This window comes from Citrobacter portucalensis (assembly GCF_023374935.1).
GTDB lineage: Bacteria > Pseudomonadota > Gammaproteobacteria > Enterobacterales > Enterobacteriaceae > Citrobacter > Citrobacter portucalensis.
Window position 1 is genome coordinate 1344798 of the sequence record NZ_CP092466.1, and the last position, 24227, is coordinate 1369024.

22 protein-coding genes are annotated in these 24227 nt (G+C 53.9%); 19 read left to right on the top strand and 3 right to left on the bottom strand.

All coding sequences use genetic code 11. From position 1 onward, the window contains the following. Positions 1–7 precede the first annotated feature (7 nt). The 10 genes from rseA (at position 8) to acpS (ending at position 9025) form a co-directional block, all read left to right on the top strand. A complete protein-coding gene (gene rseA / locus LY264_RS06460; RefSeq protein WP_008785497.1) occupies positions 8–658 on the top strand; it encodes an anti-sigma-E factor RseA in 651 nt (216 codons plus the stop codon). Further along, a complete protein-coding gene (gene rseB / locus LY264_RS06465) occupies positions 658–1614 on the top strand; it encodes a sigma-E factor regulatory protein RseB (RefSeq protein WP_003835334.1) in 957 nt (318 codons plus the stop codon). The genes rseA and rseB overlap by 1 nt, the downstream gene beginning before the upstream one ends. Further along, positions 1611–2075, top strand: coding sequence for a SoxR-reducing system protein RseC (rseC, locus tag LY264_RS06470; protein ID WP_048225094.1), 465 nt, complete (start codon positions 1611–1613; stop codon positions 2073–2075). The genes rseB and rseC overlap by 4 nt, the downstream gene beginning before the upstream one ends. A gap of 270 nt (positions 2076–2345) precedes the next feature. Next, entirely contained in the window at positions 2346–4145 is a 1800-nt protein-coding gene (gene lepA, locus LY264_RS06475) for a translation elongation factor 4 (RefSeq protein ID WP_003037577.1), read from the top strand. A gap of 15 nt (positions 4146–4160) precedes the next feature. Beyond that, a complete protein-coding gene (gene lepB, locus LY264_RS06480; protein ID WP_003835329.1) occupies positions 4161–5135 on the top strand; it encodes a signal peptidase I in 975 nt (324 codons plus the stop codon). 269 nt (positions 5136–5404) lie between these two features. Beyond that, positions 5405–6085, top strand: a complete 681-nt coding sequence (gene rnc, locus LY264_RS06485; protein ID WP_003037579.1) for a ribonuclease III — start codon at positions 5405–5407, stop codon at positions 6083–6085. Next, positions 6082–6987 (top strand): GTPase Era, encoded by a 906-nt coding sequence (era, locus tag LY264_RS06490; RefSeq protein ID WP_032937937.1) that lies wholly within the window; start codon positions 6082–6084, stop codon positions 6985–6987. Before rnc ends, era begins: the two co-directional genes overlap by 4 nt. A gap of 200 nt (positions 6988–7187) precedes the next feature. Then, positions 7188–7898 carry a DNA repair protein RecO gene (recO, locus tag LY264_RS06495; protein ID WP_008785495.1) on the top strand — a complete coding sequence of 237 codons (711 nt, stop codon included), beginning with the start codon at positions 7188–7190 and terminating at the stop codon, positions 7896–7898. A gap of 15 nt (positions 7899–7913) precedes the next feature. Next, positions 7914–8645, top strand: coding sequence for a pyridoxine 5'-phosphate synthase (pdxJ, locus tag LY264_RS06500; protein WP_008785494.1), 732 nt, complete (start codon positions 7914–7916; stop codon positions 8643–8645). Further along, positions 8645–9025, top strand: a complete 381-nt coding sequence (gene acpS, locus LY264_RS06505) for a holo-ACP synthase (RefSeq protein ID WP_003037588.1) — start codon at positions 8645–8647, stop codon at positions 9023–9025. The genes pdxJ and acpS overlap by 1 nt, the downstream gene beginning before the upstream one ends. A 106-nt stretch (positions 9026–9131) precedes the next feature. Here the strand turns inward: acpS and LY264_RS06510 are convergent, their stop codons facing one another. Together LY264_RS06510 and LY264_RS06515 are read right to left on the bottom strand one after the other, a co-directional pair. Next, positions 9132–9392 (bottom strand): YfhL family 4Fe-4S dicluster ferredoxin, encoded by a 261-nt coding sequence (locus LY264_RS06510; protein ID WP_003037590.1) that lies wholly within the window; start codon positions 9390–9392, stop codon positions 9132–9134. 55 nt (positions 9393–9447) lie between these two features. Then, positions 9448–10296 (bottom strand): MurR/RpiR family transcriptional regulator, encoded by an 849-nt coding sequence (locus tag LY264_RS06515; protein ID WP_048225091.1) that lies wholly within the window; start codon positions 10294–10296, stop codon positions 9448–9450. A gap of 117 nt (positions 10297–10413) precedes the next feature. Between LY264_RS06515 and murQ the strand changes: the two genes are divergently transcribed. The 4 genes from murQ (at position 10414) to tadA (ending at position 13885) form a co-directional block, all read left to right on the top strand. Beyond that, positions 10414–11307 (top strand): N-acetylmuramic acid 6-phosphate etherase, encoded by an 894-nt coding sequence (gene murQ / locus LY264_RS06520; RefSeq protein WP_048215764.1) that lies wholly within the window; start codon positions 10414–10416, stop codon positions 11305–11307. A 9-nt stretch (positions 11308–11316) separates the two neighbouring features. Continuing rightward, a complete protein-coding gene (locus LY264_RS06525) occupies positions 11317–12681 on the top strand; it encodes a PTS transporter subunit EIIC (RefSeq protein ID WP_008785492.1) in 1365 nt (454 codons plus the stop codon). A gap of 3 nt (positions 12682–12684) precedes the next feature. Then, entirely contained in the window at positions 12685–13320 is a 636-nt protein-coding gene (gene yfhb, locus LY264_RS06530) for a phosphatidylglycerophosphatase C (RefSeq protein ID WP_048225088.1), read from the top strand. Positions 13321–13420: 100 nt separating this feature from the next. Further along, entirely contained in the window at positions 13421–13885 is a 465-nt protein-coding gene (gene tadA / locus LY264_RS06535; protein WP_240498932.1) for a tRNA adenosine(34) deaminase TadA, read from the top strand. Positions 13886–13925: 40 nt separating this feature from the next. On the opposite strand, the gene mltF is transcribed toward tadA, so the two are convergent. Next, entirely contained in the window at positions 13926–15476 is a 1551-nt protein-coding gene (gene mltF / locus LY264_RS06540; protein ID WP_008785489.1) for a membrane-bound lytic murein transglycosylase MltF, read from the bottom strand. Positions 15477–15733: 257 nt separating this feature from the next. On the opposite strand from mltF, the gene purL reads away from it, so the two are divergent. The 5 genes from purL (at position 15734) to glnB (ending at position 24200) form a co-directional block, all read left to right on the top strand. Further along, a complete protein-coding gene (gene purL, locus LY264_RS06545) occupies positions 15734–19621 on the top strand; it encodes a phosphoribosylformylglycinamidine synthase (RefSeq protein ID WP_048225083.1) in 3888 nt (1295 codons plus the stop codon). A 649-nt stretch (positions 19622–20270) separates the two neighbouring features. Then, positions 20271–21701, top strand: a complete 1431-nt coding sequence (gene qseE / locus LY264_RS06550; protein ID WP_103286014.1) for a two component system sensor histidine kinase QseE/GlrK — start codon at positions 20271–20273, stop codon at positions 21699–21701. Positions 21702–21723: 22 nt separating this feature from the next. Beyond that, complete coding sequence (gene qseG, locus LY264_RS06555) at positions 21724–22467, top strand: two-component system QseEF-associated lipoprotein QseG (protein WP_003835304.1); 744 nt, start codon at positions 21724–21726, stop codon at positions 22465–22467. Next, positions 22467–23801, top strand: coding sequence for a two-component system response regulator GlrR (glrR, locus tag LY264_RS06560; protein ID WP_304502732.1), 1335 nt, complete (start codon positions 22467–22469; stop codon positions 23799–23801). The genes qseG and glrR overlap by 1 nt, the downstream gene beginning before the upstream one ends. 60 nt (positions 23802–23861) lie before the next feature. Further along, positions 23862–24200 carry a nitrogen regulatory protein P-II gene (glnB, locus tag LY264_RS06565; RefSeq protein WP_002914032.1) on the top strand — a complete coding sequence of 113 codons (339 nt, stop codon included), beginning with the start codon at positions 23862–23864 and terminating at the stop codon, positions 24198–24200. Positions 24201–24227: the final 27 nt, after the last annotated feature.

A 24227-nucleotide genomic window follows, 5' to 3' on the forward strand; every position in this document is an offset into this window, starting at 1 on the left:
ATTAGGCATGCAGAAAGAGAAACTTTCCGCTTTAATGGATGGCGAAACGCTGGATACTGAGTTACTCAAAGAGCTAACTCACGACCCGGAAATGCAAAAAACCTGGGAGAGTTATCACCTGATTCGCGATTCCATGCGAGGTGATACCGCCGACGTTCTCCATTTCGATATTTCCGCCCGCGTAATGGCCGCCATCCAGGATGAGCCAGTACGTCAGACGGCGCCATTGATTCCTGAGGCCCAGCCAGCACCGCACCAGTGGCAGAAAATGCCATTCTGGAAGAAAATGCGTCCGTGGGCCGCGCAGCTTACCCAAATGGGTGTGGCCGCGTGCGTATCACTTGCAGTTATCGTTGGCGTCCAGCACTATAATGGGCAATCTGAAACGTCCCAGCAGCCCGAAACACCGGTATTTAATACATTACCGATGATGGGTAAAGCCAGTCCGGTTAGCTTGGGTGTACCTTCTGACGCGACGGCCAGCGGCGGTCAACAACAGCAGGTACAGGAGCAGCGTCGTCGTATTAATGCCATGTTGCAGGATTACGAATTGCAACGTCGACTGCACTCTGAACAGCTTCAGTTTGAGCAGGCCCAAACACAGCAAGCCGCTGTGCAGGTGCCAGGAATTCAAACTTTAGGAACGCAATCGCAGTAATGAAGCAACTTTGGTTTGCCATGTCACTTGTGGCTGGTAGCCTGTTCTTCTCTGTAAACGCCTCGGCCAATCCTGCGTCCGGGGCGTTGTTGCAGCAGATGAATCTGGCCAGCCAGTCGCTAACCTATGAGCTGTCATTTGTCAGCATCAATAAGCAGGGTGTTGAATCCCTACGTTATCGTCATGCCCGCCAGGATAACCGTCCACTCGCGCAACTATTACAAATGGATGGACCGCGCCGGGAAGTGGTGCAACGCGGCAACGAAATTAGCTATTTTGAGCCTGGCCTCGAACCGTTCACGCTGAATGGCGATTATATCGTTGACTCTCTGCCATCCCTGATTTACACCGACTTCAAACGCCTTGCTCCCTACTATGATTTTATCTCAGTAGGCCGCACCCGTATTGCCGATCGGCTCTGTGAAGTGATCCGCGTTGTGGCGCGTGACGGCACCCGTTACAGCTATATCGTTTGGATGGACACGGAGACCAAACTGCCGATGCGTGTCGATCTCCTCGATCGTGATGGCGAAACGCTGGAACAGTTCCGTGTAATCTCCTTTACCGTGAATAACGGTGTTAGCGACAGCATGCAGACACTAGCAAAAGCGAATTTACCACCTTTGCTGTCGGTTCCTGCGGGCGAGAAAACCAACTTCAACTGGAGTCCGTCGTGGTTACCACAAGGTTTCAGTGAGGTCTCAAGCAGTCGACGTCCGCTGCCGACGATGGATAACATGCCGATTGAATCACGCCTTTATTCTGATGGCCTGTTTAGTTTCTCCGTGAACGTAAACCGTGCGACGCAGAACAGCGCCGATCAACTGCTGCGTACCGGCCGTAGAACAGTCAGCACCAGCGTGCGTGATAACGCGGAAATTACGATTGTGGGCGAGCTTCCACCACAAACGGCGAAGCGTATCGCGGACAATATCAAGTTCAGGGCAGCACAATGATTAAAGAGTGGGCGACGGTCGTCTCCTGGCATAATGGTCTGGCGACGGTCAGCTGCGATGTTAAAGCATCATGTAGCAGCTGTGCTTCCCGGGCCGGATGCGGGAGTCGCGTGCTGAACAAACTGGGACCACAGACCACACACACCATCGTGGTGCCCTGCGACGAACCCTTGACCCCAGGTCAAAAAGTTGAACTGGGCATTGCCGAAGGTAGCCTGTTGGGATCGGCGATGCTGGTCTACATGTCTCCGTTGGCGGGGCTGTTTCTTTTTGCAGCGCTGTTCCAGGTGCTGTTTGGTTCCGATCTTGCGGCATTAAGCGGCGCAGTGCTGGGGGGCGTGGGCGGATTCCTGATTGCTCGTGGATACTCTCGTAAGCTTGCTGAACGCGAAGCCTGGCAGCCGGTCATTCTAAACGTTGCTCTCCCACCCGATCTTATTCGCGTCGAAACCCAGCAGTGATATCTTTGCCTGATGGCGTTGCGCTTATCAGGCCAACAGCGTGCTCAGATGCAGGCGTAGGCCGGATAAGGCGTTTATGCCGCCATCCGGCAAAAGTTTCACCGACTTTGCAAGGTTGTTTCCAGTTCCCGCTATCCTTGCTCTATGAACGTTTCCTCGCCTCAGCGTTGTAGTGTAGAATGCGGCGTTTCACTTAAACAGACGTTAAGCTCAGATCAGCGACTTCTCAGAGCCTGCTCCGGCGGGCGTAAGGCACAATAATTACACTATATGAAGAACATACGTAACTTTTCAATCATAGCTCACATCGACCACGGTAAATCGACGCTGTCTGACCGTATTATCCAGATCTGCGGTGGCCTGTCTGACCGTGAAATGGAAGCGCAGGTTCTCGACTCGATGGATCTTGAGCGTGAGCGCGGTATTACTATCAAAGCGCAGAGCGTGACGCTCGATTTCAAAGCATCTGATGGTGAAACCTATCAGCTTAACTTTATCGACACCCCGGGCCACGTTGACTTCTCGTATGAAGTTTCCCGCTCGCTTGCTGCCTGTGAAGGCGCATTGCTGGTGGTTGATGCCGGACAGGGCGTAGAAGCGCAGACCCTGGCTAACTGCTATACCGCCATGGAAATGGATCTGGAAGTAGTACCGGTACTGAATAAAATTGACCTGCCAGCCGCCGATCCTGAACGCGTGGCAGAAGAGATCGAAGATATCGTTGGTATCGATGCGACGGATGCCGTTCGCTGCTCGGCGAAAACCGGCGTTGGCGTCACTGACGTTCTTGAACGTCTGGTACGCGATATTCCGCCGCCGGAAGGCGATCCGGAAGGCCCTTTACAGGCGCTGATCATCGACTCCTGGTTCGATAACTACCTTGGCGTGGTGTCACTGGTGCGTATTAAAAACGGCACCATGCGTAAAGGCGACAAAATTAAAGTGATGAGCACCGGTCAGGTCTATAACGCCGACCGTCTGGGCATCTTCACGCCAAAACAGGTTGACCGTACCGAGCTGAAATGCGGCGAAGTAGGTTGGTTGGTTTGTGCGATTAAAGACATCCTCGGCGCACCGGTTGGCGATACCCTGACGCAGGCGCGTAACCCGGCAGACAAACCGCTGCCAGGCTTTAAAAAAGTGAAGCCGCAGGTTTACGCTGGTCTGTTCCCGGTGAGCTCTGACGACTATGAAAACTTCCGTGACGCGCTTGGCAAACTGAGCCTGAACGACGCCTCCCTGTTCTACGAACCGGAAAGCTCTACCGCGCTGGGCTTCGGCTTCCGTTGTGGCTTCCTTGGTCTGCTGCACATGGAGATCATTCAGGAACGTCTGGAGCGTGAATACGATCTGGATCTGATCACCACCGCGCCGACCGTAGTCTACGAAGTCGAAACCACGGCGAAAGAGACTATCTACGTCGATAGCCCGTCCAAGCTGCCGCCGCTGAACAACATCTACGAACTACGTGAGCCAATCGCTGAGTGTCACATGCTGCTGCCGCAGGCTTACCTTGGCAACGTCATCACCCTGTGTATCGAGAAGCGTGGCGTCCAGACCAACATGGTTTACCACGGTAACCAGGTGGCGCTGACGTATGAGATTCCGATGGCGGAAGTCGTACTCGATTTCTTTGACCGTCTGAAGTCGACCTCTCGCGGCTATGCGTCGCTGGACTATAACTTCAAACGCTTCCAGGCGTCTGATATGGTGCGTGTTGATGTCCTTATCAACAACGAACGTGTCGATGCACTGGCGCTGATTACCCACCGCGACAACTCCCAGAGCCGTGGCCGTGAACTGGTTGAGAAGATGAAAGATCTGATCCCTCGCCAGCAGTTTGATATCGCGATCCAGGCGGCCATTGGTACGCACATCATCGCGCGTTCAACGGTTAAGCAGCTGCGTAAAAACGTTCTGGCGAAATGCTACGGTGGCGATATCAGCCGTAAGAAAAAGCTGCTGCAAAAACAGAAAGAGGGTAAAAAGCGCATGAAGCAGATCGGTAACGTCGAACTGCCGCAGGAAGCGTTCCTCGCCATTCTGCATGTCGGTAAAGACAGCAAATAATCTTAAGGAGTTGGCATGGCGAACATGTTTGCCCTGATTCTGGTGATTGCCACACTGGTGACGGGCATTTTATGGTGCGTAGATAAATTCATCTTCGCGCCAAAGCGCCGGGAGCGTCAGGCAGCAGCGCAAGCTGCTGCAGGTGATTCACTGGATAAAGCTACGCTGAAAAAAGTGGCACCTAAGCCAGGCTGGCTGGAAACCGGGGCGTCCGTTTTCCCGGTACTGGCGATTGTGCTGGTGGTGCGTTCATTTATCTATGAACCATTCCAGATCCCGTCAGGTTCGATGATGCCGACGCTGCTTATCGGTGACTTTATCCTGGTGGAGAAATTCGCCTACGGGATTAAAGATCCGATTTACCAGAAAACGTTGATCGAAACCGGTCATCCGAAACGCGGTGATATCGTGGTGTTTAAATACCCGGAAGATCCGCGTCTGGACTACATTAAACGTGCTGTCGGTTTACCGGGAGACAAAGTAACGTACGATCCAGTGGCGAAAGAGGTGACTATTCAGCCAGGATGCCGTTCCGGTCAGGCGTGTGAAAACGCGCTGCCGGTAACGTACTCTGATGTTCAGCCAAGTGATTTTGTACAGACCTTTGCTCGTCGTAACGGCGGTGAAGCGACCAGCGGCTTCTTTGAAGTTCCGCTGAACGAAACGAAAGAGAACGGTATTCGCCTTTCTGAGCGTAAAGAAACGCTGGGTGAGGTTACGCACCGCATTCTGACCGTGCCGATTGCGCAGGATCAGGTGGGGATGTATTACCGTCAACCTGGTCAGCCGTTGGCAACCTGGATCGTTCCGCCGGGACACTACTTCATGATGGGTGATAACCGTGATAACAGCGCGGACAGCCGTTACTGGGGATTTGTACCGGAAGCGAATCTGGTTGGTAAAGCGACCGCTATCTGGATGAGTTTTGATAAGCAAGAAGGTGAATGGCCGACCGGTGTGCGTTTAAGCCGTATTGGTGGCATTCACTAATCACCGATAATCGTTCACGTTGTCGTCATTACGGCGGCAGCGTGAATTATTTCTCGGATAAATTCCCGCAGACTAACGACATCCCTTGTCGTTGTGTATAGAATATTCCCCCGAAGTTTTAGGTTGGCACCGACAGGTTGCCACGGCACACGAAACAGCGTTGGTTTGTATATAAATGCATGCAGGCGAAGCCAGATGGCTCAGCGAAGTGCGTATATCAGGTCTGTTTCGTGTGCTGAATTGTTGACGCATTCATTTATTGGTATCGCATGAACCCCATCGTAATTAATCGGCTTCAACGGAAGCTGGGCTACACTTTTAATCATCAGGAGCTGTTGCAGCAGGCATTAACTCACCGGAGCGCCAGCAGCAAACATAACGAGCGTTTAGAATTTTTAGGCGACTCTATTTTGAGCTTTGTTATCGCTAATGCGCTGTATCACCGTTTCCCGCGTGTGGATGAAGGTGATATGAGCCGCATGCGCGCGACGCTGGTTCGCGGCAATACGCTGGCAGAATTAGCCCGTGAGTTTGACCTCGGCGAATGTTTACGTTTGGGGCCAGGTGAGCTGAAAAGCGGCGGCTTCCGTCGTGAATCAATCCTGGCGGATACCGTTGAAGCTTTGATCGGCGGCGTCTTCCTCGACAGCGATATTCAAACCGTTGAGCAATTGATCCTGAACTGGTATCAAACTCGTCTGGATGAAATTAGCCCAGGCGACAAACAAAAAGATCCGAAAACGCGCCTGCAGGAATATTTGCAGGGTCGCCACCTGCCTCTGCCGTCTTATTTGGTGGTGCAGGTCCGTGGTGAAGCACACGATCAAGAATTTACTATCCACTGCCAGGTCAGCGGCCTGAGTGAACCGGTGGTTGGCACAGGTTCGAGCCGTCGTAAGGCTGAGCAGGCTGCCGCCGAACAGGCGTTGAAAAAACTGGAGCTGGAATGAGCGAAGAGAAAACTTACTGCGGATTTATTGCTATCGTCGGTCGCCCGAACGTCGGCAAATCCACCCTGTTGAATAATCTGCTTGGGCAGAAGATTTCTATTACCTCACGTAAGGCTCAGACAACACGTCACCGTATTGTTGGCATCCATACCGAAGGCGCGTATCAGGCGATTTATGTTGATACCCCGGGTCTGCATATGGAAGAAAAACGGGCTATTAACCGTCTGATGAACAAAGCGGCGAGCAGCTCGATCGGTGATGTTGAACTGGTTATTTTCGTTGTCGAAGGCACCCGCTGGACGCCGGACGACGAAATGGTGCTCAACAAGCTGCGTGATGGCAAAGCCCCGGTTATTCTGGCCGTCAACAAAGTCGACAACGTTCAGGAAAAAGCCGATCTGCTGCCACACCTGCAGTTCCTGGCAAGTCAGATGAACTTCCTTGATATCGTACCGATTTCTGCCGAAACCGGCTTGAATGTCGATACCGTTGCGGGCATCGTGCGTAAGCATTTGCCGGAAGCTATTCATCACTTCCCGGAAGATTACATCACCGACCGTTCTCAGCGCTTTATGGCCTCTGAAATCATCCGTGAAAAGCTGATGCGTTTTCTGGGGGCTGAACTGCCGTACTCCGTTACCGTGGAGATTGAGCGTTTTATCTCTAACGAGCGCGGTGGCTACGACATCAACGGTCTGATCCTCGTTGAACGTGAAGGGCAGAAGAAGATGGTTATTGGCAACAAAGGGGCCAAGATTAAAACCATCGGCATCGAAGCGCGTAAAGACATGCAGGAGATGTTCGAAGCGCCCGTTCACCTCGAACTGTGGGTGAAAGTGAAATCCGGCTGGGCCGATGACGAACGCGCGCTGCGTAGCCTCGGTTACGGCGACGACCAGTAGTTTTAATACTCTATGGCTTTCGAGGTGCAGGACAAAACACATAGTGTTTTGAACAGCGCTTGCGCTGGCTCCGAAGGAGCGAGGCCAGAGGCAGAGTCACGCGGCAAGTCCGTGAATCCCCGGGAGCTTACTCTCGTAAGTGACTGGGGTGAACGGGCGCAGCCAACGCACCTGCAACTTGAAAGACGACGAGTATTATGATGGAAGGATGGCAACGCGCTTTTGTCCTGCACAGTCGCCCCTGGAGCGAAACCAGTCTCGTGCTGGACGTCTTCACGGAAGAGTCGGGTCGCGTGCGCCTGGTGGCTAAAGGCGCACGTTCCAAACGCTCCAATCTTAAAGGCGCACTCCAGCCTTTTACCCCGTTGTTGCTTCGCTTTGGTGGACGTGGTGAGGTCAAAACCTTGCGCAGCGCCGAAGCCGTTTCTCTGGCACTCCCCCTTAGCGGAATCACGCTGTACAGCGGCTTGTATATTAACGAGCTTATCTCGCGCGTACTCGAGTACGAAACCCGCTTTTCTGCACTCTTTTTCGATTACCTGAACTGTATTCAGGCGCTGGCTGGCGCCACGGGTTCGCCAGAACCTGCGTTGCGTCGCTTTGAGCTGGCCTTACTTGGTCATCTGGGGTATGGCGTCGATTTTACCCACTGTGCAGGCAGCGGCGAGCCGGTAGACGACACCATGACCTATCGCTACCGGGAAGAAAAAGGGTTTATCGCAAGCGTAGTGATTGATAACGCCACCTTTACCGGACGCCATCTGAAAGCACTCGAATCGCGGGAATTTCCGGATGCTGATACGCTTCGCGCCGCGAAACGCTTTACCCGCATGGCGTTAAAGCCGTATCTTGGTGGTAAGCCCTTAAAGAGCCGCGAATTATTCCGGCAGTTTATGCCGAAGCGAAAATAAAAAACGAGGATTGTCATGGCCGAATTACTGTTAGGCGTCAACATTGACCACATTGCCACTTTACGTAATGCACGCGGTACCGCATATCCGGACCCGGTTCAGGCAGCGTTTATCGTTGAACAGGCGGGCGCGGACGGTATTACCGTACACCTGCGTGAAGACCGTCGTCATATCACTGACCGTGACGTACGTATTTTGCGCCAGACGCTGGATACACGCATGAATCTGGAAATGGCAGTCACCGAAGAGATGCTGTCGATTGCCGTTGAGACTAAGCCGCATTTTTGCTGCCTGGTGCCGGAAAAGCGTCAGGAAGTTACCACTGAAGGTGGGCTGGACGTCGCCGGTCAGCGTGACAAGATGCGCGATGCCTGCAAACGCCTGGCGGACGCAGGCATTCTGGTTTCGCTGTTTATCGATGCCGATGAAGAGCAGATTAAGGCCGCTGCGGAAGTTGGCGCACCGTTTATTGAAATTCACACCGGCTGTTACGCCGATGCGAAAACCGACGCAGAACAGGCCAGCGAACTGGCGCGTATCGCCAAAGCGGCAACCTATGCTGCAAGTCTTGGCCTGAAGGTGAATGCGGGTCACGGTCTGACGTATCACAACGTTAAAGCTATCGCTCGGATCCCGGAAATGCACGAGCTGAACATTGGCCATGCCATTATTGGACGTGCGGTGATGAGCGGCCTGAAAGAGGCCGTAGTAGAAATGAAGCGCCTGATGCTGGAAGCGCGTGGCTAATGGCGATTCTGGGATTAGGTACGGATATCGTGGAGATTGCCCGCATCGAAGCGGTGATCTCCCGTTCCGGCGACCGCCTGGCAAGACGTGTGCTCAGCGACAACGAATGGGCAATCTGGGAAACGCATCAGCAGCCGGTGCGTTTTCTGGCGAAGCGTTTTGCAGTCAAAGAGGCGGCAGCAAAAGCCTTTGGCACGGGTATTCGCAATGGGCTGGCATTTAATCAGTTTGAAGTCTTTAACGACGAACTCGGTAAGCCGCGTCTGCGATTATGGGGAGAGGCGTTAAAACTGGCGGAAAAACTCGGCGTTGCGCACATGCATGTGACGCTGGCCGATGAGCGTCACTACGCCTGCGCCACGGTGATTATCGAAAGTTAGATTCAGGACGATGCCGGATGGCGACGCGTAGTGTCTTATCCGGCCTACGGGTTATGCGTTTGTTGCAGGGGCAGGGTAGGGGCTTCATCGCCAGATGGCGACGCGGCTAAAGTTTATCGGCGTGGTGCATCAGCACAAACTTATCCCACAGCTGCTCTTCTGTTTCGACATGCGCCGGATCTTTCAAAATAGTATTGGGGATTGGGCACACTTTCTGGCAGGTTGGCGTGTCGTAATGGCCTACGCATTCCGTACACTTGTCGCTGTTAATCTCGTAAATGCTATCACCCATCGAAATCGCCTCATTCGGGCATTCGGGCTCGCACATATCGCAATTGATACACTTTTTAGTGATTAACAGGGCCATCAGGAAACTCTCAAAACATCACAAATCGGGCGGGCATTATACGCGCATTCTTTGCTCAGACCAGTTTTTTTACCAGTGCTTCGCTGTGGCGAATACGTTCCGGGGCATGCTCCAGATCCTGCTGCACCAGCGCCATAAACAGTAAATCGGTGAGCATCATTTGCGCGTGGGTGGAGGAAATCGCTGCGCTGCGCGTGGCCTGCTCTTCGGCAATGGTGTACAGACAATGACTTGCCCGTTGCTGCAGGGCGTTCGGTGTAAATCCGGTGATGGCGAGGATTTTCGCGCCGGTACGCAGCGTTTCATCTGCCGCCAGATTAAGTTCGCGGCGCTCACCGGTGTACGAAATAGCCAGCAACAAATCGCCTGGTGAAAGCGCCTGCACCGTCGCCAGCAGGGCGTGCATATCACGTTCGACTACCGCGTTAAAACCAATCTTCAACAGCTTCCAGGCAAAGTTTTGCGCTACCAGACCCGATGCGCCAATCCCGGTCACGATAATGCGGCGGGCTGAACGCAGCATCGTGACGCTCTCCATCAGTTTCTCTTCGCTGTTGACGTCCAGCGTTGCATGCATCGCCGCCACGTTCTCTTTAATCAGTTTCTCGCCTACCATTCGCATCGGGTCGTCACCGCGAATCTGATTATGTACCGGAATGGAATGGGGATTAGGATTGCTGGCCAATGCTTCGCTAATCGCCAGTTTGAGTGCCGGGAATCCTTTAAAGCCTATCTTTTGCGCGAATTTCACCACGCTGGACTGGCTGACGCCCGCTTCAAAGGCCAGCTGTTGTGAACTGAGATGACGCGCAGTATCCGGCTGAGCAAGAAGATAATCCGCAAGTTTTTTATCGCTTTGCGCGAGATCCGGATAACGCTGACGAATGCGAATTAAACAGTTCATGCTTTCTCCTGGCGAAAATGTGATGGCGATTACAAAACAAAATATCACTCGCCTTAGTGAATATAATATTCCATTATGACAGATTATTATGAATTAAAAATTCCTAAGGAACAAAAAATGAATCTTGGTGCGTTAGTTTCAGAAACCCGCAATCCTCAGACCATGGATCTGGATGCGCTCTCCACTCTGGAGTTGGTTCATCGTTTTAATCAACAGGATACGCTGGTAGCTGAAGCAGTAAAAGCAACTCTTCCTGAAGTTGCGCGTGCGGTCGATGCGGCAGCTGACGCGCTAAAAGCCGGTGGACGCATTATTTACATGGGAGCAGGTACCAGCGGGCGTCTTGGGGTGCTGGACGCGTCTGAATGCCCGCCAACTTTTGGCGTCCCGCACGGTCTGGTGGTTGGGCTGATTGCCGGGGGACCGGGCGCTTTGCTGAAGGCAGTAGAAGGCGCAGAAGATAACCCGCAGCTAGGCGAAGACGATCTGCGTGAGCTTAATCTTACCGCACAAGATCTGGTGGTGGGGCTGGCAGCTTCTGGTCGCACGCCGTATGTAATTGGCGGGTTGAAATATGCGCGTTCGGTGGGCTGTACAACGGCGGCTATTTCTTGCAATCCAGATTCCCCTATCGCGCATGAAGCGGATATTGCCATTTCTCCGGTAGTGGGGCCTGAGGCGCTGACCGGGTCAACACGACTGAAATCCGGCACCGCGCAAAAGCTGGTGCTCAATATGATCTCCACCGGCGCGATGGTGAAATTTGGCAAGGTGTACCAGAACCTGATGGTGGATATGCAGGCAACCAACGTCAAACTGGTCGATCGGGCGTGCCGTATGGTGGTTGAAGCCACCGGTATTGCGCGGGCTCAAGCTGAAACGCTGCTGAAGCAGACGGATTATGATGTTAAGCCAGCTATTTTAATGGCGCTCACCGGTCTGGATGCCGCTGCCGCCCGCGAAAAGCTTGCCGCTCACCAGGGTTTTTTACGCGCGGCGTTAGAACACTAAGAGGTGTATATGGATAAGACGGCGTTGCTGGCCAGCGACATCCTGCTGGGCGTTGGCGGAGAGAACAATATTCTGCGTCTGGAAAACTGTATGACCCGTGTCAGGGTGGAAGTTCAGGATGACGGGCAGATCGATATTCCCCGCCTCAGGCAACTGCCCGGCGTTAGCGGCTACGTGAAGCAGGGCGCACAGCACCAGATTATTGTCGGCCCCGGTAAAGCTGCCAAAGTGGTGGATGCCATGCGTTCCCTGATTGCCGATGGCGGCGAGCGAGCAGGTGCCAATGATATTGAGCGCACCAAGTCAGAAGCCAAAGCGAAGTACAAAGCGCCGATGAGCGATGCGCTGCGCAAGCTGGCGAACGTCTTTATCCCTCTTATTCCGGCGTTTATCGCCTCCGGTTTGATTACCGGCATTATTAACATCCTTAAGCGCCCGGATATCGTGGGGGATTTTGCGACCCACTATCCAAATATGCTGGGACTGATGGGCATATTTGGCAGCGCCGTGTTTGCCATTATGAATATTCTGGTCGGGGTGAATACCGCCAAAGTTTTCGGTGGCTCCCTGGCAATGGGCGGGGTGATGGCGGGGATCCTTTCCAGCCCTCAACTGGCGCAAATTACCCTGTTTGGCGAAGCGTTGCAGCCGGGGCGCGGTGGGGTGATTGCGGTATTGCTGGTGGTTGCGCTGATGTGCTGGATCGAACGTAAATTCCGCACGCTGTTGCCGGAATCACTGGAGCTTATCCTTAACCCGCTGCTAACCACCATCATTACCGGTGTCATCGCGATTGTGGCGCTGCAACCGCTTGGCGGATGGATTTCTGAATCTATCGCTCACGGCGCATCCTGGGCTATCGATCGCGGCGGTTTTCTGGTCGGTGCTGTGCTGGCAGGAACCTTCCTGCCGTTGGTGCTCACCGGACTTCATCAGGGATTGGTGCCCATCCACGTTGAGCTGGTTCAGGCGCACGGTTATAACGCGCTTTTTCCGATCCTGGCGATGGCGGGCGTTGGGCAAATAGGTGCTGCGATCGCGGTTCTGATGAAAACCCGTAATGCGCGGCTAAAGAAAGTGATCAAAGGGGCGCTACCGGTCGGACTGCTGGGGATTGGCGAGCCGCTCATTTTTGGCGTAACGCTGCCGTTGGGTAAGCCGTTTATCGGTGCTTGTCTTGGCGGCGCGGTAGGTGGGGCGCTGATTAGCTACTGGAAGGTGGCGACGGTCATCACCTTTGGCATCTCCGGATTACCGCTGGCACTGACGATTGTTGCCGGAAAAGTGATGTTCTATCTGTTAGGCTATCTGGTAGCAGTTATCGCCGGGTTCCTGTTTACCTGGCTATTGGGATTCACTGATCCAGAGGAATAAGGTTTGACCAATCACCAGCGCCGCGTTGTCTTTTTTGATTTGGATGGCACGTTACACCAGCAGGATATGTTCGGTAGTTTTATTCGTTATCTGCTGCGTCACCAGCCGCTGAACGCGTTGCTTGTGCTGCCTTTGTTACCGGTGATTGCGCTGGCGTTGCTGATAAAAGGACGTGCCGCCCGCTGGCCAATGAGCCTGCTGTTATGGGGATGCACTTTTGGGCGCAGCGAAGCGCGTCTGAAAGCGCATCAGGCCGACTTTGTGCGCTGGTTTCGCAGTAACGTGACGGCGTTTCCGCTCGTGCAGCAGCGGCTGACAACCTACCTGTTAAGCTCCGACGCTGATATCTGGCTTATTACCGGCTCTCCGCAGTCACTGGTCGAGCAGGTTTACTTTGATACTCCATGGCTACCGCGAGTCAATCTGATCGCCAGCAAAATGGCGCGGGGATACGGCGGCTGGGTACTGACTTTGCGCTGTCTGGGCCATGAGAAAGTGACGCAACTGGAACGCCACATTGGCGCGCCGCTACAGCTTTACAGTGGCTATAGTGACAGTAATCAGGACAATCCTCTGCTCTCTTTTTGCCAGCATCGCTGGCGCGTCACGCCGCGCGGAGAGCTTCAGCAACTCGAATAGCTAACGCACATGCAATTTGAAGTATGACGTGTATAATGCGCCCGCTTTGATTACTGGAGTTACCCCTTTGTCAGATGTTGAATTTAGCCACGAATACTGGATGCGTCATGCTTTAACGCTGGCTAAGCGCGCCAGGGATGAGCGTGAAGTCCCGGTGGGTGCGGTATTGGTACATAACAACCGAGTAATTGGCGAAGGCTGGAACCGCCCGATTGGACATCATGATCCGACTGCCCACGCTGAGATTATGGCGCTTCGTCAGGGCGGCCTGGTGCTGCAAAACTACCGCCTGTTAGATGCCACGCTGTACGTCACTCTGGAACCGTGCGTGATGTGCGCTGGCGCGATGGTGCACAGCCGTATCGGTCGGGTCGTTTTTGGTGCGCGCGATGCGAAAACGGGCGCTGCCGGGTCATTAATGGATGTACTGCATCACCCTGGAATGAATCATCGGGTTGAAGTGACAGAGGGGGTACTGCGGGATGAATGTGCCACGTTGCTCAGTGATTTTTTCCGCATGCGCCGGCAGGAAATCAAGGCCCTGAAAAAATCCGCTAATCAGTAACTCTCAGCCTGATGGCAGTGCGCTTATCAGGCGTACAAGACTACTTCTCCTCTTTTTTATGCGGTGAAAACAGCAGGGAAGGGGAGTGCGTCAGGTAGTTTGACGACGTTTGAGACAGAAACGCCGAAAGCGGGAATTTCTCTTTACCTAATAGCTCTGCGGGCGTCACCGTCGGGTAATCCTGCGCCAGTTGCTGCGTTTCTAGCGCCTGTTTTTCTTTCTCTTGCAGATATCCCACCAGGCTAATTTGGTACTTACGGATATTTTCCACATAGGCGTAAGCTTCGTGGCCGCGCGCATAGCCATAGGTCAACTTGTTATAATACGGTTTTTGGCTGAGCAGCGGTAATCGCTGTTTTACGTCGGACCAACTGTTCGGATTGCCTTTGGTTTTCACCGTCAGCGCCCGCGCATCCAGCATGTGCGCATAACCCATATTATAGGCTGCAAGGGCAAACCAGATGCGTTCTCCTTCGGGGACGGTATCCGGTACTTTACTCATCATATCCTGCAAGTATCGCGCCCCGCCGCTGATACTCTGTTCGGCATCGGTACGGTCGGTCAGCCCGAGACTCTGAGCGGTATTTTTAGTCAACATCATCAGCCCGCGTACGCCGGTTGGAGAGGTGGCCTGCGCGTCCCAGTGTGATTCCTGATATGAGATAGCGGCCAGCAGTCGCCAGTCTATCTCTTGCGCATATTTCTCAAACAGCGGCTTGAGGTCCGGCAACACGCTGTCTACGGCGCGTAAAAAGGAGCGGGTATCAACATAGTCAAAATCATCGCCATGCCCGAGATATTTCTCTTCCAGCCGTGCCAGAGAACCGTCTTCATTCATGGTGTTGAAGAAATCCAGTAGGGCGGCAGACAGCGTGTTGTCATCGTCCAGCCGACTAAACCATGTCACCGGTTGTTCGTCAGAGACGTCGAGCGCTACGGCCAGCTCAGGATGCACGCGTTGATATAAGCTGATGGCAACAGAATCGGCAATGGTGTAATCCAGCTTTCCGGCGATTACATCATCAAGCAGTTCGGTGGTGCCCTTTTTGTCATCGACTTTCCAGCTCAGATCGGGAAATTTTTTCTCTTTTAGCTGCTGGAGGTCATTAACCACCACATGCCCCGGGGCGATAGTCAGTTGGTTTTCGTTCACCGTGGCAAGCGTGCGCGGACGGTATTGCCCAACCCGGTACACCAGCTGTTGTGAAACCGAATAATAGGTCGGGCCGGGCTGGTAATTTTTAACCCGCTCGCTGTTATAGACCAGGCCTGCGGCTAACAGGTCGGCATTGCCGTTATCCAGGTCGTCAAAAAGCTGGCTGATGTTCTGGCGTACGGTAACTTTTAACTTCACGCCTAAGTAGTCGGCAAATTCCTGGGCCAGTTCATAATCCAGACCGAATTTTTTGCCGTTGAGGGTCGCGTAAGTTAATGGCGAATCAATGGTACTGACGCGCAGCTCTCCCCGCGACTGAATGGCGGCGATACGATTTTCGGCTTTACCGAACCAGGGAATAGATGGCCAAAGGGCCGCTGCCAACAACAGCGTCAATATGCCGATGAACAGATAATTAATCTTTAATTTTTTCAATTAGTTAATTCTCTGAACCGTACGTTGTCTCTGTCTGCTGTGGTGTTGATTAAGAAGTGAAGTCGTCATTAATGAACGCCATTTTGCTTAAACTTGCGTCAGTTGGCAACTTATTCAGAAATCTGACTGCATTTGATGATAAGTGACGGTCGTGATTTTATTTCGACGCAAACGGTTTCGTCGGGGCGGTAGATTCTTTATAATGACGCCCGTTTCCCCCACTTGGGCACACCGAAAGCTTAGAAGACGAGAGACTTATGATGGAAATTCTGCGTGGTTCACCTGCACTGTCTGCATTCCGTATTAACAAACTGCTGGCACGTTTTCAGGCTGCCAACCTCCAGGTCCACAACATTTACGCCGAGTACGTCCATTTTGCCGATCTGAATGCACCGTTAAATGAAGATGAGCACGCGCAGCTTGCACGCCTGCTGAAATATGGCCCTGCTCTGCAAAGCCACGCCCCGGAAGGCAAACTGCTGCTGGTTACGCCTCGCCCTGGCACCATCTCCCCGTGGTCTTCTAAAGCGACTGATATTGCCCACAACTGCGGTCTGCACCAAATTAGCCGCCTGGAACGTGGCATTGCCTGGTATGTAGAAGCCTCTACGCTGACCGCTGAGCAATGGCAGATGGTGGCCGACGAACTGCACGACCGCATGATGGAGACTGTTTTCTCTGCGCTGAACGATGCCGAAAAACTGTTTGCCCATCACCAACCGGCGCCGGTCTCCAGCGTTGATCTACTGGGTGAGGGGCGTCAGGCGCTAATCGACGCTAACCTGCGTCTGGGTCTGGCGCTTGCGGAAGACGAAATTGACTATCTGCAGGATGCGTTCACCAAACTGGGACGTAACCCGAACGATATTGAACTATACATGTTTGCGCAGGCCAACTCTGAGCACTGCCGTCACAAGATTTTTAACGCCGACTGGGTTATCGATGGTAAACAGCAGCCGAAGTCGCTGTTCAAGATGATCAAGAATACCTTCGAAACCACGCCGGACCACGTGCTGTCTGCCTATAAAGACAACGCAGCGGTAATGGAAGGCTCTGAAGTGGGCCGCTATTTTGCCGACCACAAAACCGGCCGCTACGATTTCCATCAGGAACCAGCCCACATCCTGATGAAGGTTGAAACTCACAACCACCCGACGGCCATCTCTCCGTGGCCAGGTGCTGCAACCGGCTCCGGCGGCGAAATCCGCGACGAGGGCGCAACAGGTCGCGGTGCAAAACCCAAAGCCGGGCTGGTGGGTTTCTCCGTTTCCAACCTGCGTATTCCTGGCTTTGAACAGCCGTGGGAAGAAGACTTCGGTAAGCCGGACCGTATTGTTACCGCGCTTGATATCATGACCGAAGGCCCGCTGGGCGGCGCGGCGTTTAACAACGAATTTGGTCGTCCGGCGCTGACTGGCTACTTCCGTACCTATGAAGAAAAGGTCAACAGCCACAACGGCGAAGAGCTGCGCGGTTACCATAAACCGATCATGCTGGCAGGCGGGATCGGTAACATCCGTGCCGATCACGTGCAGAAGGGCGAGATCGTCGTTGGCGCTAAGCTTATCGTCCTCGGCGGCCCGGCAATGAACATTGGCCTTGGCGGCGGGGCAGCCTCCTCTATGGCTTCCGGCCAGTCTGATGCCGATCTTGATTTCGCTTCCGTACAGCGTGACAACCCGGAAATGGAACGTCGTTGCCAGGAAGTTATTGACCGTTGCTGGCAGATGGGGGATGCGAACCCGATTCTGTTTATCCATGACGTTGGCGCGGGTGGACTGTCTAACGCTATGCCGGAGCTGGTAAGCGATGGTGGTCGCGGCGGTAAGTTCCAGCTGCGCGATATCCTCAGCGATGAGCCGGGTATGAGCCCGCTGGAAATCTGGTGTAACGAATCCCAGGAACGCTACGTGCTGGCGGTTGCTGCCGATCAATTGCCGCTGTTTGACGAACTGTGTAAGCGCGAGCGCGCGCCGTATGCGGTGATTGGTGAAGCTACCGAAGAACAGCATCTGACCTTGAGCGACAGCCACTTCGACAACCAGCCGATCGACATGCCGCTTGATGTGCTGCTGGGTAAAACACCGAAAATGACCCGCGATGTGCAGACGCTGAAAGCCAAAGGCGATGCCCTGAATCGTGGTGAAATCTCGATTGCAGATGCGGTTAACCGCGTGCTGCATCTGCCGACTGTCGCGGAGAAAACGTTCCTCGTGACCATCGGTGACCGTACCGTTACCGGCATGGTTGCGCGTGACCAGATGGTTGGTCCATGGCAGATCCCGGTCGCTAACTGCGCGGTCACTACCGCAAGCCTCGATAGCTACTACGGCGAAGCGATGTCTATCGGCGAACGCGCCCCGGTTGCACTACTGGACTTCTCTGCCTCTGCGCGTCTGGCGGTCGGTGAAGCGCTGACAAACATTGCGGCAACGCAGATTGGTGACATCAAACGTATTAAGCTGTCGGCAAACTGGATGGCGGCTGCGGGTCACCCTGGTGAAGATGCTGGCCTGTACGAAGCAGTAAAAGCCGTCGGGGAAGAGCTATGCCCGGCGCTCGGCCTGACCATTCCAGTGGGTAAAGACTCTATGTCGATGAAAACCCGCTGGCAGGAAGGTAACGAGCAGCGTGAAATGACCTCGCCGCTGTCGCTGGTGATTACCGCCTTTGCCCGCGTGGAAGATGTGCGCCACACCATTACCCCGCAGCTGTCTACTGAAGACAACGCCCTGCTGCTGATTGACCTCGGTCTTGGTCACAATGCGCTGGGCGCTACGTCGCTGGCGCAGGTTTACCGTCAACTGGGCGATAAGCCTGCCGACGTGCGTAACGTTGAGCAACTGAAAGGCTTCTACGATGCGATTCAGGCGCTGGTCGCTGCGCGTAAGCTGCTGGCCTATCATGACCGTTCTGACGGCGGTCTGCTGGTTACGCTGGCGGAAATGGCCTTCGCCGGTCACTGCGGTATTGACGCTGATATCCACTCTCTGGGTGAAGATCGTCTGGCGGCGCTGTTTAACGAAGAACTGGGTGCGGTGATTCAGGTTCGTGCTGCTGAGCGTGAGGCGGTGGAAGCGATTCTGGCTGCCCATGGCCTGGCAGACTGCGTACACTTCCTCGGTAAAGCCGTTGAAGGTGATCGTTTCACCCTGACCGCTAACGGCCAGCCGGTGTTTAGCGAAAGCCGTACAACCCTGCGTATGTGGTGGGCGGAAACCACCTGGCAGATGCAGCGTCTGCGTGACAATCCGGAATGCGCCGATCAAGAACACGACGCTAAAACCAACGATGCGGACCCTGGTCTCAACGTTAAACTGTCGTTTGATATCAACGAAGATGTTGCCGCTCCGTACATCGCCACCGGTGCGCGTCCCAAAGTGGCCGTACTGCGCGAGCAGGGTGTGAACTCCCACGTTGAAATGGCAGCAGCCTTCCACCGTGCGGGTTTCGACGCCATCGATGTGCACATGAGCGACCTGCTGGGCGGACGTATCGGCCTGGGTAACTTCCAGGCGCTGGTGGCCTGCGGCGGCTTCTCTTATGGCGATGTGCTCGGCGCTGGTGAAGGTTGGGCGAAGTCGATTCTGTTCAACAACCGCGTCCGTGATGAGTTCGAAACCTTTTTCCATCGCCCGCAGACGCTGGCACTCGGCGTGTGTAACGGTTGTCAGATGATGTCTAACCTGCGTGAGCTGATCCCAGGAAGCGACCTGTGGCCGCGCTTTGTGCGTAACCATTCCGACCGCTTTGAAGCCCGCTTCAGTCTGGTCGAAGTGACGCAAAGTCCATCCTTACTGCTTGCTGATATGGTGGGTTCGATGATGCCGATTGCCGTTTCTCACGGTGAAGGTCGTGTGGAAGTGCGTGACGGTGCGCATCTGGCTCAGCTTGAGAGCAAAGGTCTGGTGGCGCTGCGCTACGTTGATAACTTCGGTAAGGTGACCGAGACCTATCCGGCTAACCCGAACGGTTCGCCGAACGGTATTACTGCAGTGACCACTGAAAATGGTCGCGTCACCATTATGATGCCGCACCCGGAACGTGTGTTCCGTACCGTGAGCAACTCCTGGCACCCGGAAAACTGGGGCGAGGATAGCCCGTGGATGCGTATTTTCCGCAACGCGCGTAAACAGCTCGGTTAATTCGCTCAATAGTCATCAAGCCCCTCTTCGCGAGGGGCTTTTTTTTGTCTGCCGGATGAAACCCGCCTGATGACGCTACGCTTATCAGGCCTACAGGGAAAATGCGGTTGTAGGCCGGATAAGGCGTTCACGCCGCCATCCGGCAATAAACTCAGCGCTTGCACCTAAAAGTAAAGTGTCGGGAAATGCCGACATGGATAGGGTTGTGGTGTCGTCAAAAAGAGACGTTTAATTATTTGATTTAATAGGGATTTGTTTTTAAGTGCTGCAAGTGTTGCTGATTGGCGACAGGGAGAACAAAAAACAGCCAGAATTGTTATTTGTGAAAATAATAATATTTTTCATACTTATCATTGTGTTAATAAAGTGTTTTGAATATTGGCACAGATGCTGCATAATATTAACCAGTGGCTCATTCACCTTCTTATGTCAGCCCCTTCGGGACGTGCTACATAAACTTCGAATGACGCACAACAAGGTGCCTGCCGTCCAACATCTGATATTAGCATTGCTCATATCAACCTCCGGGCGAAACGTCGAGTTAGGCACCGCCTTATTCCACAACAAAGCCGGGTTAATCCCGGCTTTGTTGTATCTGGCGTTCCCCTCAGTTAGCATCAATCTATTCCTGTCCATTGAGAGTAACGCCTTGAAGCGCTGGTCAGTTTTTCCCCGATCTTTACGTCAATTGGTGACGTTGGCCTTCTTGCTTATCCTGCTGCCGTTGTTAGTTCTGGCCTGGCAGGCATGGCAAAGTCTGAATGCCCTGAGCGCGCAGGCTGCGCTGACAAACCGCACCACGCTGATTGATGCCAGACGCAGCGAGGCGATGACCAACGTCGCGCTGGAGATGGAGCGCAGCTATCGGCAATACTGCGTGCTTGATGACCCAACATTGGCCAGGGTCTACCAAAGCCAGCGTAAACGCTACAGCGACATGCTGGATGCGCATGCGGGGGTGTTGCCGGATACCAAGCTCTACCAGGCGTTGCGTCAGGATCTTAACGATCTCGCGCAGTTGCAGTGTAAAAACAGTGGTCCTGACAGTGTGTCGGCTGCACGGCTGGAAGCGTTCGCCAATGCCAATACCGAGATGGTGCAAGCGACGCGTACCGTGGTCTTTTCTCGTGGGCAGCAGTTACAGCAGGAAATAGCCGAACGCGGGCAGTTTTTTGGCTGGCAGGCACTGGTGCTGTTTCTCGTCAGCCTGGCGATGGTCTTGCTGTTTACCCGCATGATTATCGGTCCGGTGAAGGGTATTGAACGGATGATCAACTGTCTGGGGGAAGGGCGCTCGCTGGGGGATAGCGTATTATTTACCGGGCCACGGGAATTGAGATCCGTGGGGCAGCGTATCATCTGGTTAAGCGAACGCCTCTCCTGGCTTGAGTCGCAACGGCATCAGTTTTTACGCCATCTTTCCCATGAGCTGAAAACACCGCTGGCGAGCATGCGCGAAGGTACCGAATTGTTGGCCGATCAGGTGGTTGGCCCGTTAACACCGGAGCAAAAAGAGGTGGTCGGTATTCTGGATGACAGCAGCCGTAACCTGCAAAAGCTGATTGAACAACTCCTCGATTACAACCGCAAGCTGGCTGATGACGAGGTGGAACTTGAAAGTGTGGAAATCGCGCCGCTGGTGGAAAGCGTTGTTTCTGCGCATAGCCTGCCCGCTCGCGCCAAAATGATACATACTGATGTTGCGCTTGCGGTGAACACCTGCCTGGCAGAACCGATGCTGTTGATGAGCGTGCTGGACAATCTTTATTCCAATGCGGTGCACTATGGTGCTGAATCCGGTAACATTTGGATCCGCAGCAGTTTGCATGGCTCAACGGTATACATCGATGTAATGAATACCGGCACACCGATTCCAGAAGCAGAACAGACCATGATCTTCGAGCCTTTTTTCCAGGGGAGTCATCAGCGAAAAGGGGCGGTAAAAGGAAGCGGGTTGGGGCTAAGCATTGCCAGAGATTGCATCCGCCGTATGCGGGGCAAGCTGTATCTGGTTGATGACCATGCTCAAAACGTTTGTTTTCGCATAGAACTGCCGCTAGCTGCTGCGAAAAATCACTAAAATAAACCTAAGTCTGGTGAGTATGCCATACGTTGTTGTCCGAATGCTTAAACGACATTTTCTTCGTCGCGTCATCCTCGCAAGCCTGCCGTGCCTGGCGCTGGTTGGTTGTGTCCCGAACGCGGTGAATCATATTATCGGCGATCCCTCGCAGGAGAAAATTCCGCCTAATCAACTGGCGGACTACCTTGCAACCGACTGTACGGATATCTGGTCGCTGTCTGGCCAGTCTACAGAAACCAATCCGTTGTACTGGCTGCGGGCGATGGATTGTGCCAATCGCCTGATGCCGGTGCAGGCGCGTAGTGAAGCCAGCACCCTGATGACAGATACCTGGCAGGGCGCTTTCAGGCGTGGAATTTTGCTCGATAATGCCAACATTACGCCGCCAGAAAGGCGGGAGGCTGTTACGCGCCTCGATGCGTTAAGCCCGCAAATTCCGCCACAGGTACGCCCGCTGTATCAGGTCTGGCGCAGCAGCCAAACGTTGCAGTTGCAGCTTGCCGAAGAGCGTATGCGCTACAGTAAACTCCAGCAGGCGTCCGACAGCGATCTCGATACGCTGCGTCAACAGCAGCAGCATTTGCAGTCCCAGCTCGATCTCACGACCCGCAAGCTGGAGAATCTGACCGATATTGAGCGCCAGCTTTCCACGCGCAAACCTGGCGGTAACTACAATCCTGATGCGCTGCACGGGAACGATAAACTCACTACGCCTGATAACGAAGAAGGCGCAGCGCCGTCTGCCGATGAGGTTACGCCATGATAAGCCGTAAGCCCGCGCATCTGCTGCTGGTGGATGACGATCCGGGACTGTTGAAATTACTTGGAATGCGACTGACCAGCGAAGGCTACAGCGTTGTGACCGCGGAAAGTGGGCAGGAAGGGTTACGGGTGCTGAACCGTGAAAAAGTGGATCTGGTTATTAGCGATCTGCGCATGGATGAAATGGATGGCATGCAGCTGTTTACTGAAATCCAGAAAGTACAGCCAGGGATGCCGGTGATTATCCTGACCGCTCACGGCTCCATCCCTGACGCCGTTGCGGCGACCCAGCAAGGGGTGTTCAGTTTTCTCACTAAGCCAGTCGACAAGGACGCGTTGTATCACGCGATTGACGGGGCGCTGGAACAGTCTGCGCCCGCCACCGATGACAGCTGGCGCGAATCTATCGTTACCCGCAGCCCGCTGATGCTACGCCTGCTGGAACAGGCGCGAATGGTGGCGCAATCGGACGTTAGCGTCTTGATCAACGGTCAAAGCGGAACCGGGAAAGAAGTTTTCGCTCAGGCTATTCACAACGCCAGCCCACGCAGCCAAAAACCTTTCATTGCCATTAACTGCGGCGCGTTGCCGGAACAACTGCTGGAATCAGAACTGTTTGGTCATGCGCGCGGTGCTTTTACCGGTGCGGTGAGCAATCGTGAAGGGCTGTTTCAGGCCGCAGAAGGCGGTACGCTGTTTCTCGATGAGATTGGCGATATGCCTGCGCCGTTACAGGTGAAACTGCTGCGCGTATTGCAGGAACGAAAAGTCAGACCGTTGGGCAGTAACCGCGATATCGACATTGACGTGCGGATCGTTTCTGCGACCCACCGCGATTTACCCAAAGCGATGGCACGGGGCGAATTTCGCGAGGATTTGTACTATCGCCTCAATGTGGTGAGCCTGAAGATCCCTGCGCTGGCCGAGCGTACGGAAGATATTCCGCTGCTGGCGAACCATCTGCTGCGCCAGTCTGCTGAACGGCACAAACCGTTCGTACGCGCCTTTTCAACCGATGCCATGAAGCGATTAATGACCGCCAGTTGGCCGGGCAACGTGCGTCAGCTGGTCAACGTAATTGAGCAGTGCGTGGCGTTGACCTCTTCGCCGGTGATCAGCGACGCGCTGGTGGAGCAGGCGCTGGAAGGGGAAAACACCGCGCTGCCGACCTTTGTTGAGGCGCGTAACCAGTTTGAGCTCAACTATCTGCGTAAGCTGCTGCAAATCACCAAGGGCAATGTGACCCACGCGGCAAGAATGGCGGGGCGCAACCGCACCGAATTCTATAAATTGCTTTCTCGGCACGAGCTGGATGCAAACGATTTCAAAGAATAAATCTGCGGATTATGTTAGCTTTATTCGATCAAAAGACAGGCGACCTTTTCAAGGAATAGCATGAAAAAGATTGATGCGATTATTAAACCCTTCAAGCTGGACGACGTCCGCGAAGCGCTGGCAGAAGTCGGCATTACCGGTATGACTGTGACAGAAGTGAAAGGTTTTGGCCGTCAGAAAGGCCATACCGAGTTGTACCGTGGCGCGGAATATATGGTGGATTTTCTGCCGAAGGTAAAAATTGAAATTGTGGTTACCGACGACATCGTCGATACCTGCGTCGACACCATTATCCGTACTGCCCAGACCGGCAAAATTGGTGACGGTAAGATTTTTGTCTTCGATGTGGCACGCGTTATTCGTATTCGTACCGGTGAAGAAGACGACGCGGCAATCTAAGCCGCGCCGTTAATTTGTAGGCCTGAT

What these genes read in the sequence shown, in the direction of transcription:
- rseA (WP_008785497.1), top strand. Translation starts at nt 8, where the DNA reads ATGCAGAAAGAGAAACTTTCCGCTTTAATGGATGGCGAAACGCTGGAT.
- rseB (WP_003835334.1), top strand. Translation starts at nt 658, where the DNA reads ATGAAGCAACTTTGGTTTGCCATGTCACTTGTGGCTGGTAGCCTGTTC.
- rseC (WP_048225094.1), top strand. Translation starts at nt 1,611, where the DNA reads ATGATTAAAGAGTGGGCGACGGTCGTCTCCTGGCATAATGGTCTGGCG.
- lepA (WP_003037577.1), top strand. Translation starts at nt 2,346, where the DNA reads ATGAAGAACATACGTAACTTTTCAATCATAGCTCACATCGACCACGGT.
- lepB (WP_003835329.1), top strand. Translation starts at nt 4,161, where the DNA reads ATGGCGAACATGTTTGCCCTGATTCTGGTGATTGCCACACTGGTGACG.
- rnc (WP_003037579.1), top strand. Translation starts at nt 5,405, where the DNA reads ATGAACCCCATCGTAATTAATCGGCTTCAACGGAAGCTGGGCTACACT.
- era (WP_032937937.1), top strand. Translation starts at nt 6,082, where the DNA reads ATGAGCGAAGAGAAAACTTACTGCGGATTTATTGCTATCGTCGGTCGC.
- recO (WP_008785495.1), top strand. Translation starts at nt 7,188, where the DNA reads ATGGAAGGATGGCAACGCGCTTTTGTCCTGCACAGTCGCCCCTGGAGC.
- pdxJ (WP_008785494.1), top strand. Translation starts at nt 7,914, where the DNA reads ATGGCCGAATTACTGTTAGGCGTCAACATTGACCACATTGCCACTTTA.
- acpS (WP_003037588.1), top strand. Translation starts at nt 8,645, where the DNA reads ATGGCGATTCTGGGATTAGGTACGGATATCGTGGAGATTGCCCGCATC.
- LY264_RS06510 (WP_003037590.1), bottom strand. Translation starts at nt 9,392, where the DNA reads ATGGCCCTGTTAATCACTAAAAAGTGTATCAATTGCGATATGTGCGAG.
- LY264_RS06515 (WP_048225091.1), bottom strand. Translation starts at nt 10,296, where the DNA reads ATGAACTGTTTAATTCGCATTCGTCAGCGTTATCCGGATCTCGCGCAA.
- murQ (WP_048215764.1), top strand. Translation starts at nt 10,414, where the DNA reads ATGAATCTTGGTGCGTTAGTTTCAGAAACCCGCAATCCTCAGACCATG.
- LY264_RS06525 (WP_008785492.1), top strand. Translation starts at nt 11,317, where the DNA reads ATGGATAAGACGGCGTTGCTGGCCAGCGACATCCTGCTGGGCGTTGGC.
- tadA (WP_240498932.1), top strand. Translation starts at nt 13,421, where the DNA reads ATGCGTCATGCTTTAACGCTGGCTAAGCGCGCCAGGGATGAGCGTGAA.
- purL (WP_048225083.1), top strand. Translation starts at nt 15,734, where the DNA reads ATGATGGAAATTCTGCGTGGTTCACCTGCACTGTCTGCATTCCGTATT.
- qseG (WP_003835304.1), top strand. Translation starts at nt 21,724, where the DNA reads ATGCCATACGTTGTTGTCCGAATGCTTAAACGACATTTTCTTCGTCGC.
- glnB (WP_002914032.1), top strand. Translation starts at nt 23,862, where the DNA reads ATGAAAAAGATTGATGCGATTATTAAACCCTTCAAGCTGGACGACGTC.